At 54.8% G+C, this 18,232-nt stretch carries 15 protein-coding genes; 2 read left to right on the forward strand and 13 right to left on the reverse strand.

The window, feature by feature from the left end; translation table 11 throughout:
* Positions 1-180 precede the first annotated feature (180 nt).
* Positions 181-1,281 carry a hypothetical protein gene (locus OB13_RS05525; RefSeq protein WP_461489152.1) on the forward strand — a complete coding sequence of 367 codons (1,101 nt, stop codon included), beginning with the start codon at positions 181-183 and terminating at the stop codon, positions 1,279-1,281.
* A 33-nt stretch (positions 1,282-1,314) separates the two neighbouring features.
* Here the strand turns inward: OB13_RS05525 and OB13_RS05530 are convergent, their stop codons facing one another.
* A complete protein-coding gene (locus OB13_RS05530) occupies positions 1,315-2,478 on the reverse strand; it encodes an alpha/beta hydrolase-fold protein (protein ID WP_461489153.1) in 1,164 nt (387 codons plus the stop codon).
* Positions 2,479-2,687: 209 nt separating this feature from the next.
* Here OB13_RS05530 and OB13_RS05535 point away from each other — a divergent pair, with 209 nt between their 5' ends.
* Positions 2,688-3,191, forward strand: a complete 504-nt coding sequence (locus OB13_RS05535) for a hypothetical protein (protein ID WP_461489154.1) — start codon at positions 2,688-2,690, stop codon at positions 3,189-3,191.
* Between the two features lie 37 nt (positions 3,192-3,228).
* Here OB13_RS05535 and OB13_RS05540 read toward each other — a convergent pair whose 3' ends face one another.
* From OB13_RS05540 to nuoC, 12 genes are all read right to left on the reverse strand, one after another.
* Positions 3,229-4,182, reverse strand: a complete 954-nt coding sequence (locus OB13_RS05540) for a UbiA family prenyltransferase (RefSeq protein ID WP_461489155.1) — start codon at positions 4,180-4,182, stop codon at positions 3,229-3,231.
* Between the two features lie 68 nt (positions 4,183-4,250).
* On the reverse strand, positions 4,251-5,705 hold the full coding sequence (locus OB13_RS05545) for an NADH-quinone oxidoreductase subunit N (protein ID WP_461489156.1): 1,455 nt from the start codon (positions 5,703-5,705) through the stop codon (positions 4,251-4,253).
* On the reverse strand, positions 5,692-7,299 hold the full coding sequence (gene nuoM, locus OB13_RS05550; protein ID WP_461489157.1) for an NADH-quinone oxidoreductase subunit M: 1,608 nt from the start codon (positions 7,297-7,299) through the stop codon (positions 5,692-5,694). The genes OB13_RS05545 and nuoM overlap by 14 nt, the downstream gene beginning before the upstream one ends.
* Positions 7,296-9,182 (reverse strand): NADH-quinone oxidoreductase subunit L, encoded by a 1,887-nt coding sequence (nuoL, locus tag OB13_RS05555; protein ID WP_461489158.1) that lies wholly within the window; start codon positions 9,180-9,182, stop codon positions 7,296-7,298. Before nuoL ends, nuoM begins: the two co-directional genes overlap by 4 nt.
* A gap of 4 nt (positions 9,183-9,186) precedes the next feature.
* Complete coding sequence (gene nuoK, locus OB13_RS05560; protein WP_461489159.1) at positions 9,187-9,495, reverse strand: NADH-quinone oxidoreductase subunit NuoK; 309 nt, start codon at positions 9,493-9,495, stop codon at positions 9,187-9,189.
* Positions 9,492-10,046 (reverse strand): NADH-quinone oxidoreductase subunit J, encoded by a 555-nt coding sequence (gene nuoJ, locus OB13_RS05565; protein ID WP_461489160.1) that lies wholly within the window; start codon positions 10,044-10,046, stop codon positions 9,492-9,494. The genes nuoK and nuoJ overlap by 4 nt, the downstream gene beginning before the upstream one ends.
* 3 nt (positions 10,047-10,049) lie before the next feature.
* Positions 10,050-10,565: an NADH-quinone oxidoreductase subunit NuoI gene (gene nuoI / locus OB13_RS05570; RefSeq protein WP_461489161.1), complete on the reverse strand. Its 516-nt coding sequence runs from the start codon at positions 10,563-10,565 to the stop codon at positions 10,050-10,052.
* A 179-nt stretch (positions 10,566-10,744) separates the two neighbouring features.
* The gene (gene nuoH / locus OB13_RS05575; protein ID WP_461489162.1) at positions 10,745-11,710 is read right to left on the reverse strand and encodes an NADH-quinone oxidoreductase subunit NuoH; all 966 of its coding nucleotides are present in this window, start codon (positions 11,708-11,710) and stop codon (positions 10,745-10,747) included.
* A complete protein-coding gene (nuoG, locus tag OB13_RS05580) occupies positions 11,680-14,415 on the reverse strand; it encodes an NADH-quinone oxidoreductase subunit NuoG (protein WP_461489163.1) in 2,736 nt (911 codons plus the stop codon). Before nuoG ends, nuoH begins: the two co-directional genes overlap by 31 nt.
* Positions 14,397-15,698: an NADH-quinone oxidoreductase subunit NuoF gene (gene nuoF / locus OB13_RS05585; RefSeq protein ID WP_461489164.1), complete on the reverse strand. Its 1,302-nt coding sequence runs from the start codon at positions 15,696-15,698 to the stop codon at positions 14,397-14,399. The genes nuoG and nuoF overlap by 19 nt, the downstream gene beginning before the upstream one ends.
* A 19-nt stretch (positions 15,699-15,717) precedes the next feature.
* Positions 15,718-16,182, reverse strand: coding sequence for an NADH-quinone oxidoreductase subunit NuoE (gene nuoE, locus OB13_RS05590; RefSeq protein WP_461489165.1), 465 nt, complete (start codon positions 16,180-16,182; stop codon positions 15,718-15,720).
* Between the two features lie 148 nt (positions 16,183-16,330).
* A complete protein-coding gene (nuoC, locus tag OB13_RS05595; RefSeq protein WP_461489166.1) occupies positions 16,331-18,079 on the reverse strand; it encodes an NADH-quinone oxidoreductase subunit C/D in 1,749 nt (582 codons plus the stop codon).
* Positions 18,080-18,232: the final 153 nt, after the last annotated feature.

Below are 18,232 nucleotides of genomic sequence, written 5' to 3' on the forward strand. Positions count from 1 at the left end.
GGATGGCGGCATACCCGTTTTTTCTGCCATAGTTTGATTTTAATATTAAATTATAATCTTATAAGTTATGCATGCGTATATATTGGAGGATACCTGTTTAATAGTCTATCCATTCTAATCTGCTCTTCCTGACCTGTTTGGCTCATGTGGTTTGCTTGTGTATAGTAAAGGATCTTATATATGAAGAAAATTATACTTTCGGTTTCCCTTTGCTTTCTGCTGACGGCAGCGGCCTATGCGCAAGGTTGCGTCGCCATCCGGAGCAACGGGATGGTTTGTACCATGGAGCACCCGGTGGATGAAGCCACAGCGGATGCGGCAGCAAAAGGGTGGCAGGTAAACGTAGCCCACCGGTATTTTAAGTCTTTCCGGCACTTCAGAGGCGACGAGGAGCAAAAGGAACGGCTCGAGCTAAACACGGAAGTGATCAACTGGCAAAACAGCCTGGACCTCACCCTGCTCCGGCAGCTGAACAGCCGCTGGTCTGTGGGCGCCGGGCTCCCCCTGATCGCCAACAAGCGCTCCTCCCTCTATGAGCACGGCCGGAAAGAGCGGCATAACACCCATTCGTATGGCATTGGGGATGCCCGGGTAGTAGCCTACCGCTGGATGCTTGATCCGCAAAAGTTTGCCAAAGGAAATATACAGCTGGGGCTGGGCCTGAAGCTTCCGACCGGAAACTATAACTACAAGGATACCTTTTATAACGTGGGTCCGGAAGGAGGGGCGGAAGAACGGCCTGTTGATCAGTCCATCCAACCCGGAGACGGGGGCGTGGGAGCTATCACGGAAGTCAATGGATTCTACGCGCTCGCCAACAGCCTGCTATTTTATTCCAATGTCTATTATCTCGTTAATCCGAGAGGGCTGAACGGCACCCGCACGTTTCGTGAAACGCTTTCGCCCATGCTGGCCAATGAGTCTATCATGAGTGTGCCCGATCAGTACATGGTGCGGCTGGGGGTTAGCCATACCTTCAGGGGCAAACTCAATGGGGTTTCAGCATCGGCTGGTGGCCGGATAGAGGGCGTGCCCGTGGAGGATTTGATCGGCAGCAGCAAGGGTTTCAGGCGCCCCGGCTACGTGGTGTCTGTTGAGCCTGGGCTGAATTACAGAACCGGGAAAGTAAATGTTTTTGCGACGGTACCGGTGGCCCTGGAACGCAACCGCCTGCAAAGTGTGACAGACAAAGAAAATACGGCACGCACCGGAAACAAGGTACATGGAGACGCCGCTTTTGCCGATCTTTCCCTCAACCTGGGCTTTACATTAAAGCTGTAGCCTGCTCGCAGTACGTCGTTCTAAGGCTGGTAGTCAGTTATTCTTCTTATGTGAATTTTTTCCCTGCATGAGTTTTAGCGCCAGCGGCATTCGCCTGGCCCAAGCAGATTCGAAGTGGGGTGCTTCCGGGTCCCGGACCCAGAAATAGTCTTTGCCCTCCCGGTAGCCCTTCTGTTGCAGGGCGTTCAGCATCTCGTCTATACCTGGCTGCAGCTTCTCCTCCAGGTCAATGCCGCCGTTATCAATGTAAAAGAAAAGGACCTTCTTTTTGCCCGTGTAGGCCAAGACATCCTTCACATAGTCAATGTGCATGACCTTGAAGGCAGGCGACATGCAGATGGCTTTCGAAAATACGTTCGGGTGCTCCCAGGCCAGCATAAAAGCCATGATGCCTCCTGCAGAGGAACCACCCGTCAGGGTGTGTTTCGGGCCAGTTTTGGTGCGGTAGTGCTGGTCTACCAGCGGCTTTATGGTGTTCACAACAAGGTCCATGTAAGCGGTTCCTTTCTCTCCGGGCGTGTACTCGTCCATCCGGTCAGAGGTGTTGTTGATGCCTACGATGATCATGGGATTGATCTCACCGGCTCGTATCAGGCTGTCGGCCGTTTCGTCTACGCGCCAGTCAACACCAAAGGAACTGGTTGCCGGGTCCATTATGTTCTGGCCGTCATGCAGGTAGAGCACCGGGTAGCGGTTATTGCCTTTTTCATAGCCCGGTGGCAGCCACACGACCAGGTCTCTTTTCTGTAGCCCGTTCCCCGCAATAGCGCGGTGGTACTGCACAGTGCCGGTTATACCTCCGGTGATGGTCCAGGCTTGTTGCGCTATCCAATGCTGTACTTCGTTGCGTACGGTTGTATCCCCGCTGAACTTAAGCGTGAAATTGGGCAGGGCTTGTCCGTTGGCATGGGTTGCCTGACGCTCCCAGGAGCCAAGTGTATACTTGTATTGCACCGAGCCTGTTTTTTCCAGGTATACCGTTTTGCTCCAGGTTTGATCCCCGGTTTTTTCCATGGCAACTTTTGCCGGATTCCATTCCCCGAGGGCGGCAGGGCTGCCCGTAAGGTAGACCTTGCTGCTGTCCGGCAAGCCCGGAGACTGCAGTATAAATGTGACCCGGGTGCTGTCGCTTTTCTGAGCGGAAGCCACAGGAGCAGCAAGCACGATCGTGAGTAAAAGGAGAAGGATGATTCTCATAAATCCGAGGTATAGCAGGAGCAATAGACGCCTGGTTATAAAGGTACAACGCGTCCGGTTATGAATGAAAGGAAAATAAGAGGAGCAATTTGACAAAGTGCTCCTACTCGCAGGTTAACCAAAAGTAGTTAGATAAAATTTACAAGCACTTGCAACCATACTGACATTTGTGGAGTCATGGCAGTAATCAATAACCTAAAAGCTCAGTAATGAAAAAATTTAGCTACCTCTTCTGTGGATTACTATTCTTTGCCATTGTCTCTTGCGAAAAGGAAGACTTTTCTAATGAGAAAACTAGCTCCATGAATATAAAAAATTCCTTACTCGGTAAATGGTCTATAGAGGTGGAGCCTTCCAATATATTAAAACTTAAAAGAGGATATAATTTTAAGCAAGATAACAGCTTTGAATATTTGGAAAAGGTGATCAACTCATCTGGAGATATACTGGGATTCAGACATAGGTTAATAGGCAAATATGAAGTTAAAGACAATAAATTAACGTTGTTTTATTCTCAACACTTCATGTACGATCACAACAAAGGCGAGTATGAAAATATTGAAAATTTGACATTAACAGGGGAAGCCGGTTCGCCCAAAACAGTTACAATGGATTTTAATATGGACAAAAACATATTGACCTTATACTTTCCTCCATGTGGGCCCCTTGAGTATTGTTTAGGTTCAAATTTCACTACTCTTTATAAAGATTAATTTAGGGATAATTCCATTTTAATAAAGTGTTTTAGCGCTAGATCTGCTGCTTGTCGGGGCGGAAATTCAAAGCTAATTCAAACAGGAGATAGAACGGGATCACCTGGCCCCACCAGTCAGGCTGGTAAGTCAGTACGACAGCCAGCTGCCACAGGATGAAACTACGCAAGGCAGCAAGAACAGGCCCGGTGAAATTTGCTAGGTTCCGTGCCTGCACCTGGTAAGCTGTAAATTGCCCCCTTACCGCGAGCGTTGTGCCGGCCAACCACAGGAGCATACCCGGTATAGATCCCCACACCATCCAGAGGCAGCAGCTGGCGCTGAGCAGTACGAGTATGTTTCCGGCCAGAACAGTTTTGTTCCATCCAAACTGCACGGAGAACGTGCGGTAACCGGTGGCGCGGTCAGCAGCAAGATTTTTCAGGTAGCCGCTCAATACAAAACTGCTGTAGGAAAAGAAAATGAGCAGGAAAACAGGCAGGGGCAGCATGCGCCAGCTACCGCCCAGGCTGAGACAGGCCATGACAGGCAGCAGCAGCACCAGGAAGGCATTGTAGAACAGACCGCCCCACCAATAGTGTCGCTTTACATAGGTATAGCTAGCCAGCCCCAATACAGAGAGGATCGCCAGGTAGATGTTTGAAAACCGCAGGCTCACCAGGATCAACCCACATGTCAGCAAGCCAACCACACTCACGACCGCTACATCTTTGGTATACAGCAGACCTTTAGAAAGTGGCTTGGAGGGTGCTGACAAACGATTCCGGTCTTTTTGAAAACAATCGGTCAGGGCCTGCCCAAAGCCATAGGCCATGAACAGCGGAATAAAGGCAGCCACTAAGCTCAGCACAGGAGCCGGTGTGGTGGCATAGGCAATGGCCAGTCCGGTGAGCCCGGCCACGCCGGACACAAAGAAGAGGTAAGGCCGCATCTGCACCAGGTATTCTTCCCAGAAGCCTAGTGTTGTGGGCTCATAAGGTTCTGTTAGCATTTTTATGACGACAAGGTATAGCAGGCCGCAGGCATCCATTCCTGCCTGCCCCGCTTATTCCGGTATACCTAAGGAAGGGGATTGAAAAGCAATCCGTCGATCACCTGCAGCAAGCCGGACGGGTATACGCCGATCCAGACCAGCAGCAGCGCCAGCACGGTAAGCGTGCCCACACTCGCCAGGTAGATGGAAGGCCGCAGCCTGCTGCGCGGCTGAATGGCAGCGTCGGCTTCCGGTTGCTGGAACATCACGGCGACGATCCGGATATAATAAAACAGGCCGATCACACTGTTGAGTACCAGCATCAGTACCAGCAGCCACAACTGCGTATTGACGCCCGCTGCCAGGATATAGAACTTGCCTACAAAGCCTGCCGTGAGCGGTATACCTGCCAGCGAAAGCAGCATGGCTACAAAGACAGCTGCTGTCCAGGGGCGGCGCCAGAGCAGGGCACGGTAATCCTCCAGCCCTTCGGCATCCCGCTCCGTATCCGATAACATGGCGATCACGCCGAAGGCGCCAACGGTCGTGATAAAGTAAGCGACCAGGTAAAATGTCACGGCTTCCACGCCCATCTCGTTGCCGGCCAGGAAAGCTACCAGCAAATAGCCCAGGTGTGCAATGGAGGAGTAAGCGAGTATGCGCTTGACATTGTCCTGCAACAGGGCCAGCAGGTTGCCCGCCAGCATGGAGGCAACGGCAATGATGGTGAAGATGAGCACCAGCGTGGGGTAGCGGTGGCCGTCCACTTCCATGAAAAAGCGAATGAGCACGCCCAGTACGCCCCCTTTGGATACGGTGGCAATAAAAGCGGTGACCGGAGCAGGAGCCCCTTCATACACATCCGGCGCCCACATGTGGAAAGGCACGACGCTAAGCTTAAAACCAATGCCGACGATCATCATGCCAAAGCCCGTGAGCAGCAGCAGGGGGAGTTCCTGAAAGCCGGAAATAGCACGGGCTATACCTGCAAATTCCATGGTGCCGGTGCTGGCGTATACCAGCGCCATCCCGAAGAGCAGGAAGGCCGAAGAGAAGGCTGCCAGGATCAAATATTTTATACCTGCCTCGTCCGAGCGCTCCCGCGTGCGGAGGTAAGCAATAAGCGAATACAGGGCCACACTCAGTATTTCCAAACCCAGAAACAACGAAGCGAAGTGCTTGCTGATGACGAGCACGCAGGCCCCGATCGTAGCCAGAATGAGCAGGATGTAATACTCTTCCTTGCGCTCTTCCCGTTGCTCAAAATAGGCATAGGACAGCATGCTGATCAGCAGTGCGGTCAGCAGGATAAGCCCGATGTAAAAGACGCCGAAGCCATCGATCACAAAGAGCGGCTCCAGGGTATAGCGGTTCACATTTTTTAGCTCGAAGAGCGATCCGAAAGCCGCCAGGAACGAGAGGGCTGTGATCACATAAATAATCTTATGGTTACGCCCAACGGCTATGACCAGCATGGTGATCAGCACGGCAAATGTGAGAATGAGCAGTGGCATCAGATGTTGGAAATCATTTAGCGTCATGATTCTTAATTTGAAGATTTGAAGATGTGGGAATTTGAAGCGTGTTTGTTTCTTCAGATTTCCCGATGCTTGCTTCCGTTTTGTTTTCCTTTGCTTTTGCCAGGTGTTCTGGCTCTACCGGCGATTCTGTATAGGCCTGCAACTGCTCCTGTACGGACGGCCTGGTAAGATCCAGCACCGGCTGCGGGTACAGCCCCAGCCACAAAATCAGGGTGACCAGCGGTATGGCAATCAATATTTCGCGTGGCTTCATGTCGGGCAGGGCCTCCCCCATACGATCAGACTCCAGAAACACCTTTTGTATGATGCGGAGTGAGTAAGCGGTGGCCAGTACCAGTCCGATGGTCGCAAAAACCGTCAGCCAATTGTTAGCCTGCCAGGAGCCCACCAGCGTAAGGAACTCCGCAATGAAGTTGCCAAGTCCGGGTAGGCCGAGCGAGGCCATCACGAACACAAGGGTCATGACCCCCATCTTCGGGGCCGTGGACCAGAAGCCGCCCATCTGCCGGATGTCGCGGGTATGGAGCCGCTCGTACAGGAAGCCGGCGATGATGAAGAGCGCTCCCGTGCTTAGTCCGTGCGTGATCATCTGCATGACCACCCCCTGCAGCGCCCACTCGTTGAAGGCAAATACGCCCAGTATCACAAAGCCCATGTGGCTCACGCTGGTATAGGCGACCAGTCGTTTGAGGTCGGTTTGCGAAAAAGCCAGGATAGCGCCGTAGAGGATGCCAATCACACCCAGCAGCATGGCCCAGGGCGCAAACTCCACGGTAGCCGTCGGGAAAAGCGGAATGACAAAGCGCAGCAGGCCGTAGGCTCCCGTCTTAAGCAGCAATCCCGCCAGTATCACACTGCCCGCCGTGGGGGCCTGCGAGTGTGCGTCGGGGAGCCAGGAATGGAAGGGCACCACTGGCAGCTTCACCAGGAAGGCAGCCAGGAACCCGAACATGAGCAGGCGCGCCGCTTCCGGTGTCAGCGTGGTGTTCAGCAATTCAAAATAATTGAAGGTATAGGTGCCCGTCTGACTGCCGTGTATGAAGTAAAGCCCGAGTATCGCCAGCAGCATGAGCAGCCCGGAAGCCTGCGTAAAAATGAAGAATTTGTAGGCAGCATAGGTCCGGTTCTCGTGCCCCCAAATCCCGATCAGGAAGTACATTGGAATGAGCATGACCTCCCAGAAAAAGTAGAACAGGAAGAGGTCCATGGTGAGGAACACGCCGGTTATACCTGCCAGCACCCAGAGCAGGTTGAAGTGAAAGAAGCCGATCTTGCTCTGGATCTCCCGCCACGAAATGAGCACCGACAGCAGCCCCAGAAAAAAGGTGAGCAGCAGCAGGAGCAGGCTCAGGCCGTCCAGCGCCAGGCGAATGTGAATACCCCATTGCGGAATCCAGGGGGCGTCGTAGCGAATGAGCCAGGCGGAGCCCGCGGAAAGGGGCGGTTGTTCGAGCCACAGGTAGAGCGTGAGCCCAAAAGCAGCCAGCACCGAAACCAGGGCAATCCAGCGGGGCAGGTCGCGGTGCACTTTCCGGGATATCCAGGCCAGCACGCCGCCGGCCATCAGTATGACAAGGAGCCAGACGAGTATCATAGCAGCAGACTTATGGTGAGAATCATAATAGCCCCGACCACTACGCCCATCACGTAGTTGCGCATGACGCCGGTCTGGGTACGGGCAAACAGCTCATGCAGTCCCTGCGTCAGGTTGGCCACAGAGGTATAGGCGTAATCGATGATGTCGCGTTTATTCACCTTCGCCAGGTATACATAAGGCCGCACGATCAGGGCGTCGTACAACTGGTCAAAGCCCCAGCCGGAGTGCCAGAAAGCATGTAGACCCATCGCAATTTCTGAGCGGTGCAGGCGTTCGAGGAGCACCGGTTTTTTGTAGTAAAACAGGTAAGCGATGTAAATGCCGCTCAACGAAACAACGGCTGCCAGCAACTGCACCATCCATTCGTACTGGCTGAAATCCTCCACCACATTCACTGCCGGAAGGATAGGGGCCAGGAAGTCGGAAAAGAGCACCACATGGCCGAAGTTGTGCGGCAGTTCGATAAAGCCGCCTGCAAAAGAAAGCACTCCCAGGATGATGAGCGGCACCGTGATCGCCAGCGTCGGCTTATGGCCCACATGCGTTTTCGCTTCGCCATAAAAGGTCATAAACACCATCCGGAAGGTATAGACAGAGGTGATGAAAGCCCCGAGCAGGCCCGCCAGGTATAGCCAGATGTTGCCGTTCTCCCCGGCCAGCTGCAACCACAGGATCTGGTCTTTGCTGTAGAAGCCCGCCGACACCAGCGGAAAAGCCGCGAGCGACGCTGCGCCTATCAGGAAGGTATAGAAGACCACCGGCAGCTTTTGGCGCAGCCCGCCCATCTGCCGCATGTCCTGCTCGTGGTGCAGCGCCAGGATGATGGCCCCGGCACACAGGAAGAGCAGCGCCTTGAAGAAACCGTGAATCATGAAGTGGAACACGCCCGCCGACCAGGCACCCACACCCAGTGCCAGAAACATGTAGCCGATCTGGCTGATGGTGGAGTAGGCGAGGACCCGTTTGAGGTCGTACTGGGTGAGCGCCGCAAAGCCCGCGAGGAGCAATGTGATGGCACCAATCACCGCCACGGCCGTCATGGCAACAGGAGCCAGCTCAAAGATGACGTGCATGCGTGCGATCAGGTATACGCCGGCTGTTACCATGGTAGCGGCGTGTATCAAAGCACTCACCGGCGTAGGACCCGCCATGGCATCCGGCAACCAGGTTTGCAACGGCAACTGCCCGGATTTACCTACGGCACCACCCAGTAGCAAGAAAGCAATGATGACCGCCGTTTCGGCCCCGACATTCCAGGTTTGTACCGCTTCAGTTGAGATACTCTGAATATGCAGCGTTCCGAAGGTCTGGAAGAGCATGAATAGGCCGATGGCCATGGCCGTGTCGCCTACGCGCGTGATGATGAAGGCCTTACGGGCGGCGTACCCGTTAGCCGGTTCCTTGTACCAGAAGCCAATGAGCAGGTAGGAGCAGAGGCCCACGCCTTCCCAGCCCAGGTATAGCAAAAGCAAATTATCGCCCAGCACCAGCACGAGCATGGAGCCTACAAAAAGATTCATGCAGGCAAAGAAGCGGGCGTAGTCCTGGTCTTCGGCCATGTACTCGGTGGAGTAGATGTGGATCAAAAATCCGACGAAGGTGATGACGAAAATGAACACCATCGAATGCGCGTCCAGGTGAAAGGCGATGGATGGGCTGAAGCCCGCCACATCAAACCACTGCCATACCTCCTGCCGGATAAAAGCCGGGCGTGAACTCAAAAATTCAAAGCCCAGCAATAGCGTAATGGCTGCCGCTATACCTACACTGCCCACCCCGATAGCCGAGACCAGCGAGCGGGAGATGCGGCCGCCGAACAGAGCCAGCAGCAGGGCGCCGGCAAAGGGCAGGGCGGGAATTAACCAGAGATAGTCTGCCATAGCGTTATCCTTTCATAAAGTTAGCTGCGTCACTGTTCAATGTTTTCAGTTGGTGATGTATCTGCAGGATCAGCGCCAGGCCAACCGATACTTCGGCGGCGGCCATGGTGAGAATGAAGATGAACATGATCTGTCCGTCCGGCTGCGCCCAGTGGCTGCCCGCCACGATAAAGGCCAGCCCGGCGGCGTTGAGCATGATCTCCACCGAAATGAGCATGAAGATGATGTTGCGGCGAATCATCACACTGACCAGCCCCAGCATAAAAAGAGCTCCTGCCAGCAGCAAGCCGGCTTCCATCGAAACAGTACTCATAGGGCAGCGCTCCTTTCTGTCGCAGGCTTTTCCTGCAAAAACCGGTGGATGACTTTCTTCTTCTGCCGGCCCAGGTGATAAGCGCCCACGATCCCAGCCATGAGCAGAATGCCGCTCAACTGCACTCCCAACACATAAGGTCCGTACAGTGCCAGGCCGACCGCTTTGGCATCCACATAGGCACCGGCAGCAGGGGGAACGGTCAGATCAGACGTAGCTACCAGGTATACCAGTTCGGCCAGCAGCACCAGCGAGAGCAGGGCAGGACCTGCCCATACGCTGGGCTTGAGCCACTCTTTTTCCCGCTCCACATCCTCGTGGGTGAGGCTCAGCATCATGATCACAAAGATGATGAGCACCACGATGGCGCCGGCGTATACGATCACTTCCAGGGCGGCCATAAAAGGAGCGCCCAGGGTAAAGAATACCACGGCTACGGCCAGGAAGGACACCACCAGGTAGAGCAGGGCGTGTATCATGTTGTAGCGCGTGATGACCATGATGGTGGCCAGCACGGACACGGCTGCGGCTATATAAAAGGTCAGTTCCATAGGCTAGGGGATTAAGCTTTTGATGTTTACAGGAGGCGCTTCGTTCTCGGCTTCGCCTTTTCCTTTTCCGCCAATGGCCATACCGGCTACCTTGTAGTAGTTGTAGCCCGGGTACTTTCCCTGGCCGTCCACGAGCAGTTCTTTCTTTTCATACACCAGGTTCTGGCGGTTGTATTCGCCCATCTCGAAGTCAGGGATGAGCTGGATGGCATAGGTCGGGCAGGCCTCTTCGCAGAAACCACAGAAAATGCAGCGCGAAAAATTGATTCTGAAAAAGTCGGGATAGCGGCGGCCGGTCTCGTCCTCGGTGGCCTGCAGCGAAATGCAGTCCACGGGGCAGGCGGCGGCGCAAAGATTGCAGGCCACACAGCGTTCGCCCCCATCGGGGTCGCGCGTCAGCACAATCCGGCCACGCCAACGGGTCGGGAGTATGGCCTTCTGCTCCGGATACAGAATGGTATCCCGCTTGTGAAACGCATGCAGAAACGTGAGCCACATACTGCGCAATAAACTAAACATAAGTGCTCCTTTCGTTTATCGTTGTTTCTTTTAACTTGTCACTTTGGGCGCCGCGAGCAATCCGGATTCTGATGATCACCAAACTGTTTCAGATCTCCCTCAGCTACGCTGGCTCTCGTTGGCTCGCGCCTCAAGAATATTCGAAATGACATGTTGATATTCATTCACTCATTCAAAATTCAGCCTTCGTTCAACCACAGCATCACACCCGCCGTCACCACAAGATTCACCAATGTCAGCGGCAGCAGGATCTTCCAGCCATACTCCATCAACTGGTCATACCTGGGGCGCGGCATGGAGGCGCGCAGCAGGATGAAAATGCAGAGGAAGAAGGCTGTTTTGAGGATGAACCACACGATGGGCGGCAGAAAATCAGGGCCCAGCCAACCTCCAAAGAACAGCGTGACCATCATGCAGGAAATGAGCGTGATACCCATGTACTCGCCAATGAAAAACATGCCGAATTTCATTCCCGAATACTCCGAGTGGAAACCCGCGATCAGCTCGCTCTCCGACTCCGGAATGTCCAGTGGCAGGCGGTGCGTTTCGGCTATACCTGCTATGAAGAAGATGATGAAACCGACGAACTGCGGAACAACAAACCAGAGACCCCTCTGTGCTTCCACAATTTCACGCAGGCTGAAGGAGCCGGTCATCAGCACCACACCCATCAGCGAAAGGCCCATGAAAACTTCGTAGGAGATCATCTGCGCCGCGCCGCGCATGGCCCCCAGCAAGCTGTACTTGTTGTTGGATGCCCAGCCGCCGAGGATGATGCTGTAAGCGCCCATCGAGGACATGGCCAGGAAGAACAGCAAACCGATGTTGAGGTCGGCCACGATAACGCCCGGCGCAAACGGGATCACCACAAAGCTCATCAGCACCGTGACTACCACAATGGCAGGTGCCAGCACAAAAACCGGCTTATCGGCAAAGGGCGGAATCCAATCCTGCTTGAAGAAGAGCTTGATGGAGTCGGCTGCTACGATGAGCAGACCAAAAGGGCCCGCCCGGTTGGGGCCATACCGGTCCTGGAACAGGGCCAGCAGGCGACGCTCCACCCAGATAAGCAGTGCCGCCACGTTCAACATGACGAACAGCACGCCGCCGATGATCAGTAAGTAGTTTGGGGTTGCTGCTTCCATGTGAAGTCTCGGTTAAGTATGGCCCAGGCAGGCAGTTCGGCAAAAGGTATAGCAGGCAGACCAACGGGCAATCCGGCAGTACCGCTTCGGATGCGGGGGCTTATCCTGACAGGCAGTTGGTAAACCTGGCCTTCAATTGTAAAGCTCAGGGTCTGCCCTTCCTGCAGCTTCATCAGAACAGCGTCATCCTGGTTGAGCAGCACGTAGGGTTCGGGGGCGCGTTCAGCAATGGAGGGCGAATGCATACTCAGCTCCTCGGTGCCGAAAATATGGTGTAGCGGCAACATAAACAGATGCCCCTCCAGCGGTTGGAACTTCTGAGGCACGGCCGTCGAGAAAGATTCGGTATGCGTCGCCGCCGGTTTCAGGAGCCGCAGTCCCGGATCACCCCCTTTGAGGGAACCCCCGACTTCCTGCTGGTATTTGTTTGTAGACTGCACCGAGTTCCAGCCAGGTGCCCAGAAGAACGGGATCAGGGACGAAGGCGGCTGGCCGCGGTAGCCCTCCATGGTATAGGAGAGCGGCGCGTCGGGGTCTACCGGCGGTTTGGGCTCGTTGACGTTGATATTGGCCAGCATGGAGGTGCGGCCACTGAAACGGTGGGGCGCCCGGGGTATTTTTTGTCCGGCAATGCGGAAATCCGTATCAGGAACAAGCGTGTCAATCCCTTTCAGCTCCGGTTGCTCCCGAACGATCGCCTGCAGAATATCTTCCAGGCCGTGCCATTTGCTGATCTGGTCGTGAGCCAGTAGTGTTCCCAATTCTCCCAGCCAGCGCCAGCTCTCCTGTATGTCCTCAGACGTTGGGTATACCTGGAAGAAGCGCTGCGCGCGTCCCTCGTTGTTGATGAGCGTGCCATCGGCCTCGGCAAACGTGCCGGCAGATAGCAGTATACTGGCCTCCTCGCTCGTTGCATGATGTAGGTTGTCCAGCACGATAACATTCTTGCAGGTCTTCAGGAAGTTCGTTACCCGGCCGGCACCAGCACGGCGGTAGAGGTCATTTTCCAGGAGGATGACCGTATCGGCATACCCATTGAGTACGGCTTCGAAAGCCGAATCGAGTTTATGACCTCCCAGCATAGCCAGACCCAGGCTGTTGCATTCCGGGAAGGTAAGAACGATGCCTGCTTCTTTTCCCTTTGCGACCAGGGCATTGGCAATGTTGGCCGAGGCCATGAGTACGCGTTCACTGCCGCTGTGTGTGCCGGAGATAATGAGCGGTTTTTCTGCTGCCATCAAGGTGTCGGCAATCTGTTTGGCCAGCTGCAGCTCATCTTCGTTGAGCCCGGGCACATCCGGACAACTGGCATGTATAAAATTAGCTACGGCGAATCCCAGCCGTGCCAGGGCATCAGGTGAGTCGTAAAATGTCTGGGTAGCGATTTCATCCAGCTTCGAATCATGTACGCCGGCTATAAAGAGCGGTCCTTTTCCTTCCTGCACTAGTTCCCGTACCGCAGCATCCTGCCAGACGGGTATATTGGCTTTGGAGATATGCTCCAGGGCCGGTTGCCTCCGAACGGATTGCCGCACGGCCAGGGCGAGCATAGGAGCTGTATTCGTCAGGTCTTCGCCCAGGATAAACACAGCATCCGCCTGTTCCACTTCCCGCAACGAGGGCGTCCGGGCGGCTCCTTCTTTCAAGATCTTCAGGCCCAGGCACACCAGGTCGTGCTCCGTATCGGATACGCCGTGATGGAAGTTGTCTTCACCAACCAGCGTTTTCAGGACAAAATTAGATTCCAGCGAAGCGCGTGGGGAGCCTATCCCGATTACCCGGCCGGTCCGGTAAGCGCCCGCTGTTGCCTGCAGAGCAGTGTACTTGTCGGTGGCTTCGGGCAGCTGACTTCGCACCAACGGCTTGCGGATGCGGCCCACATTGTTCACGTGCTCATAGCCAAACCGGCCACGGTCACAGAGGAAGTAGCCGTTCACTTCGCCGTTGTACCGGTTGGTGATGTTGCGCAGGGTGCCGTAGCGTTCCCCAGCCGTGATGTTACAGCCCAGGCTGCAGTGGTGGCACACGGAAGGGGCCATGGTGAGGTCCCATTTGCGGGTATAGTGCTGCTTGAGTGTCTTGTCGGTGAACACACCCGTCGGGCAAACTTCCGCTAGGTTGCCGCTGAATTCGCTTTCCAGCACGCCGTCTTCGTGGCGGCCAAAGTACAGGTGGTTGTGGGCAGCAAATACATCCAGATCTTTGCCGCCGGCATAATCTTTATAGTAGCGCACACAGCGGTAGCACTGGATGCAGCGGTTCATTTCGTGGTTCAGGAAGGGCCCCAGGTACTGGTTAATGTAAGTGCGCTTGTCAAAACGGTACTGGCGGTAGTTGTGGCCCGTCATCACGGTCATATCCTGCAGGTGACAGGCGCCGCCTTCGTCGCAGACGGCGCAGTCGTGCGGGTGGTTGGTCATGAGCCAGCCGATGATGTGCGCCCGGAACTCCTTGGCTTCCATGTCGGCGATGGAAAGACGCATGCCGTCGCGCACCTGCTCCATGCAGGACATAAAGAGCTTACCCTTGGTGTCGTTTTCGTCCTTGTATACCTTCACGGCGCACTGGCGGCAGGCGCCTATGGAGCCCATGGCTGGGTGCCAGCAGAAGTAGGGAAGATCCTTGCCGAGGGAGAGGACAGCTTCCAGCAGGTTTTTGCCGGTTGGTACTTCGTAGGGTGTATTCTCTATATAGATGGTTGCCATACTTTCGCTTTGCTCCAGGGACAGTGTTGTTCGTGAATGTGCCGTTCAAAATCCTCCCTGAAGTATTTCAGAGCGCTCTGCAGGGGTTCCATAGCACCGGGTGCCAGCGCACAAAACGTGTTGCCGGGGCCGAGGTATTTGGTATGAAAGTCGAGGGTGAGCAGGTGTTCGGGCTTGCCTTCGCCACGGTCTATAGCCAGCAGGATCTTCTCCACCCAGGGCAGGCCTTCGCGGCAGGGTGTACAGAATCCGCAGGACTCCTGCGCAAAGAAGTGCTGCAGGTTGTGCACGAAACCAACAGGGCAGGTCTGATCGTCGAGGATAATCATCGTGCCCGTTCCCATACGACTGCCGGCTGCCTGTATGGCGGTATAGTCCATCGGCAGGTCCAGGTGCTCCTCTACCAGGAAATCGGTAGAAGCGCCGCCGGGCAAGAGTCCTTTGAAGAGATAACCGTCCTGCATGCCGCCACCGTGCTCTTCTATGAGTTCGCGGATGGTGGTGCCCATCGGCAATTCCCAGCAACCGGGTGTTTTCACGCGGCCGCTGATGCCGTAGAGCTTGGTACCGGCGTCCTGGGTTTTGCTCAGGCCCTTGAACCAGTCAGCGCCCTTGTTGATGATGTGCGGCAGGCAACAAAGCGTCTCCACGTTGTTCACGATCGTGGGCTTACCAAACAGGCCGCTTACCTGCGGGAAGGGCGGCTTGGCGCGCGGGTTGGCTCGCTTGCCTTCCAGGGCATTGAGCAAAGCAGTTTCTTCGCCGCACATATACCTGCCCACGCCGGTATGCAGGTGCATGTCCAGACTGAATCCCGAGCCTAGTATATTTTCGCCCAGATAGCCTACTTCGTAGGCTTCGTCAATGGCTTTGATGATTTCCCGGGCCGCCAGTTTATAGGCCCAGCGCATGAAGATGTAGGAAATGCTGGCGTCGATGGCATAAGCCGCCACGATCATCCCTTCGATCAACTGGTGCGGATTGCCTTCCAACAGCACTCGGTCCTTGAAGGTGCCCGGCTCCATCTCGTCGGCATTGGCCACCAGGTACTTGGGCTTGGCCGCTTCCGGACCCATGGGCACAAAGCTCCACTTGAGGCCGGTGTTAAAACCCGCTCCCCCGCGTCCGCGCAGGTTCGAGTCTTTGACCAAGGTCTGCACTTCGGCAGGGGCCATCTCTTTGAGGATTTTGCGCACAGACTGGTAACCGCCCACCTGCTCATATTCTTTGAGGGAAAGTGGCGCGCGTCCGGGGACAATGTGTTGGGTCAGGGGCTTTTCCATAGGTATGCCCGCTTTGGTTTTAGGTATACTTTTCCAGAATCTCGTCCAGTTGTTCCACCGTCAGGTCACGGTACAAATCGTTGTCAATCATCAGGGCAGGGGCCCGGTCGCAGGTGCCGAGGCAGCAGTTGGGTAGCAAGGTATAGCGGCCGTCTTCGGTGGTCTGGCCGTACTGAATGTTGAGTTTGCTGTAGAGGTGGTCGCGGATTCCTTCATAGCCCATCACCCAGCAACTGATGCTGTCGCACACCAGTATCACATGCCGTCCCACCGGGCTCCTGAAAATAAGGTTGTAGAAGGTGGCCACACTATCCAGCTCCGCCGGCGACATCCCCACATAATCCGCCACATCCTTCAGGCTTTCGTCTGATACCCAGCCATGGCTTTGCTGCACGATCTTCAGCGCCTCTATGCAGGCATTCTTGGGCGATGGCACCAAGCTTACTTCGTGGTCGATCTTGTGTTTTTCTTCGGTGGTCAGCATGTGGTTTAATTTTAAATTGCTGAATTGTAAAATTGTTGATTGCTGGTGCACAATTACCGGTGCACGATTCGGACAGGTCGCGACCTGCCCCTACAGCTATACCTTTTCAAACTCTTAACTTTCTACCTCCTAAACTCCCAATCTCAAATCACCTGTCAATGTCCGCCAGCACATAATCCATTGCACCCAAGATGGACAGCAAATCCGCTACGGTATAGCCTTTGGTGATGTATGGGAGCATTTGCATGTGCGGGAAGGAGGGAGTGCGGATGCGTACCCGGTAAGGGGAAGTATTCCCGTCACTGGTCAGATAGTAACCGTTCGCTCCTTTGGTAGCTTCTATGCAGCTCATCGCTTCGCCGGGTGGTATCACCGGCCCCCAGCTCACGCCCAGAAAGTGGGTGATGAGTGTTTCAATGTCGTGCATGGTGTCTTTCTTAACAGGCGGCGTAGTGATCGGGTGGTCCGACTTGAAAGGCCCGGCCGGCATGTTCTTCACGCATTGCTCGATGATACGCAAACTCTGGCGCATCTCGGCTACCCGTACCACGGCCCGGTCGTAGCAGTCGCCATTGTTGGCGGTAGGTACTTCAAAGTCGAATAACTCGTAGCCGGAATAAGGGCGCATTTTGCGGAAGTCCCACTCAAAACCGCAGGCCCGCAGGTTTGGTCCGGTCACGCCCCATTCAATGGCCTCTTCCTTGGTGAAAATGCCGATACCGACCGTGCGGGCTTTGAAGAGGCTGTTCTTCATCACCATGGCATCGTATTCTTTCAGGCGTTTGGGGAAGTAGTCGAGGAAACGCTGCACAAGCTGTTCCCAGCCTTTGGGCAGGTCCTGCGCTACGCCGCCGATGCGGAACCAGTTCGGGTGCATGCGGCCACCGGTTACACCTTCGATGATGTCGAAAATCTTTTCACGGTCGGTGAACATATAGAACACCGGAGAGAGTTGACCCACGTCCTGCGCGAAGGTGCCATACCAGACCAGGTGACTGGCAATGCGGAAGAGTTCGCAGAGCATCACGCGGATATACTTCACCCGGTCCGGCACTTCTATACCTGCCAGTTTTTCCACGGCCTGCAGGTAAGCGAGGTTGTTCATCACGCCGCCCAGGTAATCGACCCGGTCGGTATAGGGGATGTAGGTATGCCAGGACTGGCGCTCGCCCATTTTCTCGGCTCCGCGATGGTGGAAGCCAATATCAGGTATAGCATCCACGATGTCTTCGCCATCCAGCTGCAGAATGATGCGCAGCACGCCGTGCGTGCCAGGGTGCTGCGGACCGATGTTGAGGAACATAAAGTCACTGTCTTCGCTCTCGCGTTTTAGTCCCCATTCTTCGGGCTTGAACTGCAGCGCCGACTGCTCCAGGTCAATTTTATCGTCATAGAGTTGGAAAGGTCCCATCTCCGTAGCCCGGGCCGGGTGCTCTTTGCGAAGCGGATGGCCGATCCAGGTGCGTGGCATCAGGATGCGCGAAAGATGCGGGTGCCCCTCGAAACGGATACCGAACATATCGTATACCTCGCGCTCATACCAATTGGCGTTGGCCCAAAGCCCGCTGATGCTCGGTGCCTTGGGGAAGTCGCCTTTCAGGCCGGCTTTGAGCCTTAAAAACGTATTGCGTTTGAAAGAGAAGAGGTGGTAAATGAGCGTGAAGGTATTGGGGATGTGTCCGTTTTCAGGCTTGCGTGTCCGCTCGTCAATAGCTGTCAGGTCGAAAAGCAGCAGGAAGGGATCAGGAAGATCTTGCTTGAGGAATTTAAGTACATCCGGTACATGGTCCACGGGCAGCCAGAGGGTGAGGATCTCATCCCGGGTTGTCTGGGTCGTGAACGTGTCTTCACCGTACCGTGCCTTTAGTTGCTCCAGTATGCCGCTGTTGTCATTCATGGTAGGAGGCCATTTGAATTTAAAGATTCTATATCAACTCATGTACTCTCTTTCTTTTTATGCTATACCTTGATTATGCTATACCTGCTTTATAGTTGGTGCTTCATCCAACTTGCTACTAGTGTTGTTTCATTGCTTCGCCTGGCCGGCGGG

Source organism: Pontibacter sp. HJ8, from assembly GCF_054824225.1.

Bases quoted from the DNA above. Each gene is read 5' to 3' on its own strand.
- OB13_RS05525 (WP_461489152.1), top strand. From the start codon at position 181: ATGAAGAAAATTATACTTTCGGTTTCCCTTTGCTTTCTGCTGACGGCA.
- OB13_RS05530 (WP_461489153.1), bottom strand. From the start codon at position 2,478: ATGAGAATCATCCTTCTCCTTTTACTCACGATCGTGCTTGCTGCTCCT.
- OB13_RS05535 (WP_461489154.1), top strand. From the start codon at position 2,688: ATGAAAAAATTTAGCTACCTCTTCTGTGGATTACTATTCTTTGCCATT.
- OB13_RS05540 (WP_461489155.1), bottom strand. From the start codon at position 4,182: ATGCTAACAGAACCTTATGAGCCCACAACACTAGGCTTCTGGGAAGAA.
- OB13_RS05545 (WP_461489156.1), bottom strand. From the start codon at position 5,705: ATGACGCTAAATGATTTCCAACATCTGATGCCACTGCTCATTCTCACA.
- nuoM (WP_461489157.1), bottom strand. From the start codon at position 7,299: ATGATACTCGTCTGGCTCCTTGTCATACTGATGGCCGGCGGCGTGCTG.
- nuoL (WP_461489158.1), bottom strand. From the start codon at position 9,182: ATGGCAGACTATCTCTGGTTAATTCCCGCCCTGCCCTTTGCCGGCGCC.
- nuoK (WP_461489159.1), bottom strand. From the start codon at position 9,495: ATGAGTACTGTTTCGATGGAAGCCGGCTTGCTGCTGGCAGGAGCTCTT.
- nuoJ (WP_461489160.1), bottom strand. From the start codon at position 10,046: ATGGAACTGACCTTTTATATAGCCGCAGCCGTGTCCGTGCTGGCCACC.
- nuoI (WP_461489161.1), bottom strand. From the start codon at position 10,565: ATGTTTAGTTTATTGCGCAGTATGTGGCTCACGTTTCTGCATGCGTTT.
- nuoH (WP_461489162.1), bottom strand. From the start codon at position 11,710: ATGGAAGCAGCAACCCCAAACTACTTACTGATCATCGGCGGCGTGCTG.
- nuoG (WP_461489163.1), bottom strand. From the start codon at position 14,415: ATGGCAACCATCTATATAGAGAATACACCCTACGAAGTACCAACCGGC.
- nuoF (WP_461489164.1), bottom strand. From the start codon at position 15,698: ATGGAAAAGCCCCTGACCCAACACATTGTCCCCGGACGCGCGCCACTT.
- nuoE (WP_461489165.1), bottom strand. From the start codon at position 16,182: ATGCTGACCACCGAAGAAAAACACAAGATCGACCACGAAGTAAGCTTG.
- nuoC (WP_461489166.1), bottom strand. From the start codon at position 18,079: ATGAATGACAACAGCGGCATACTGGAGCAACTAAAGGCACGGTACGGT.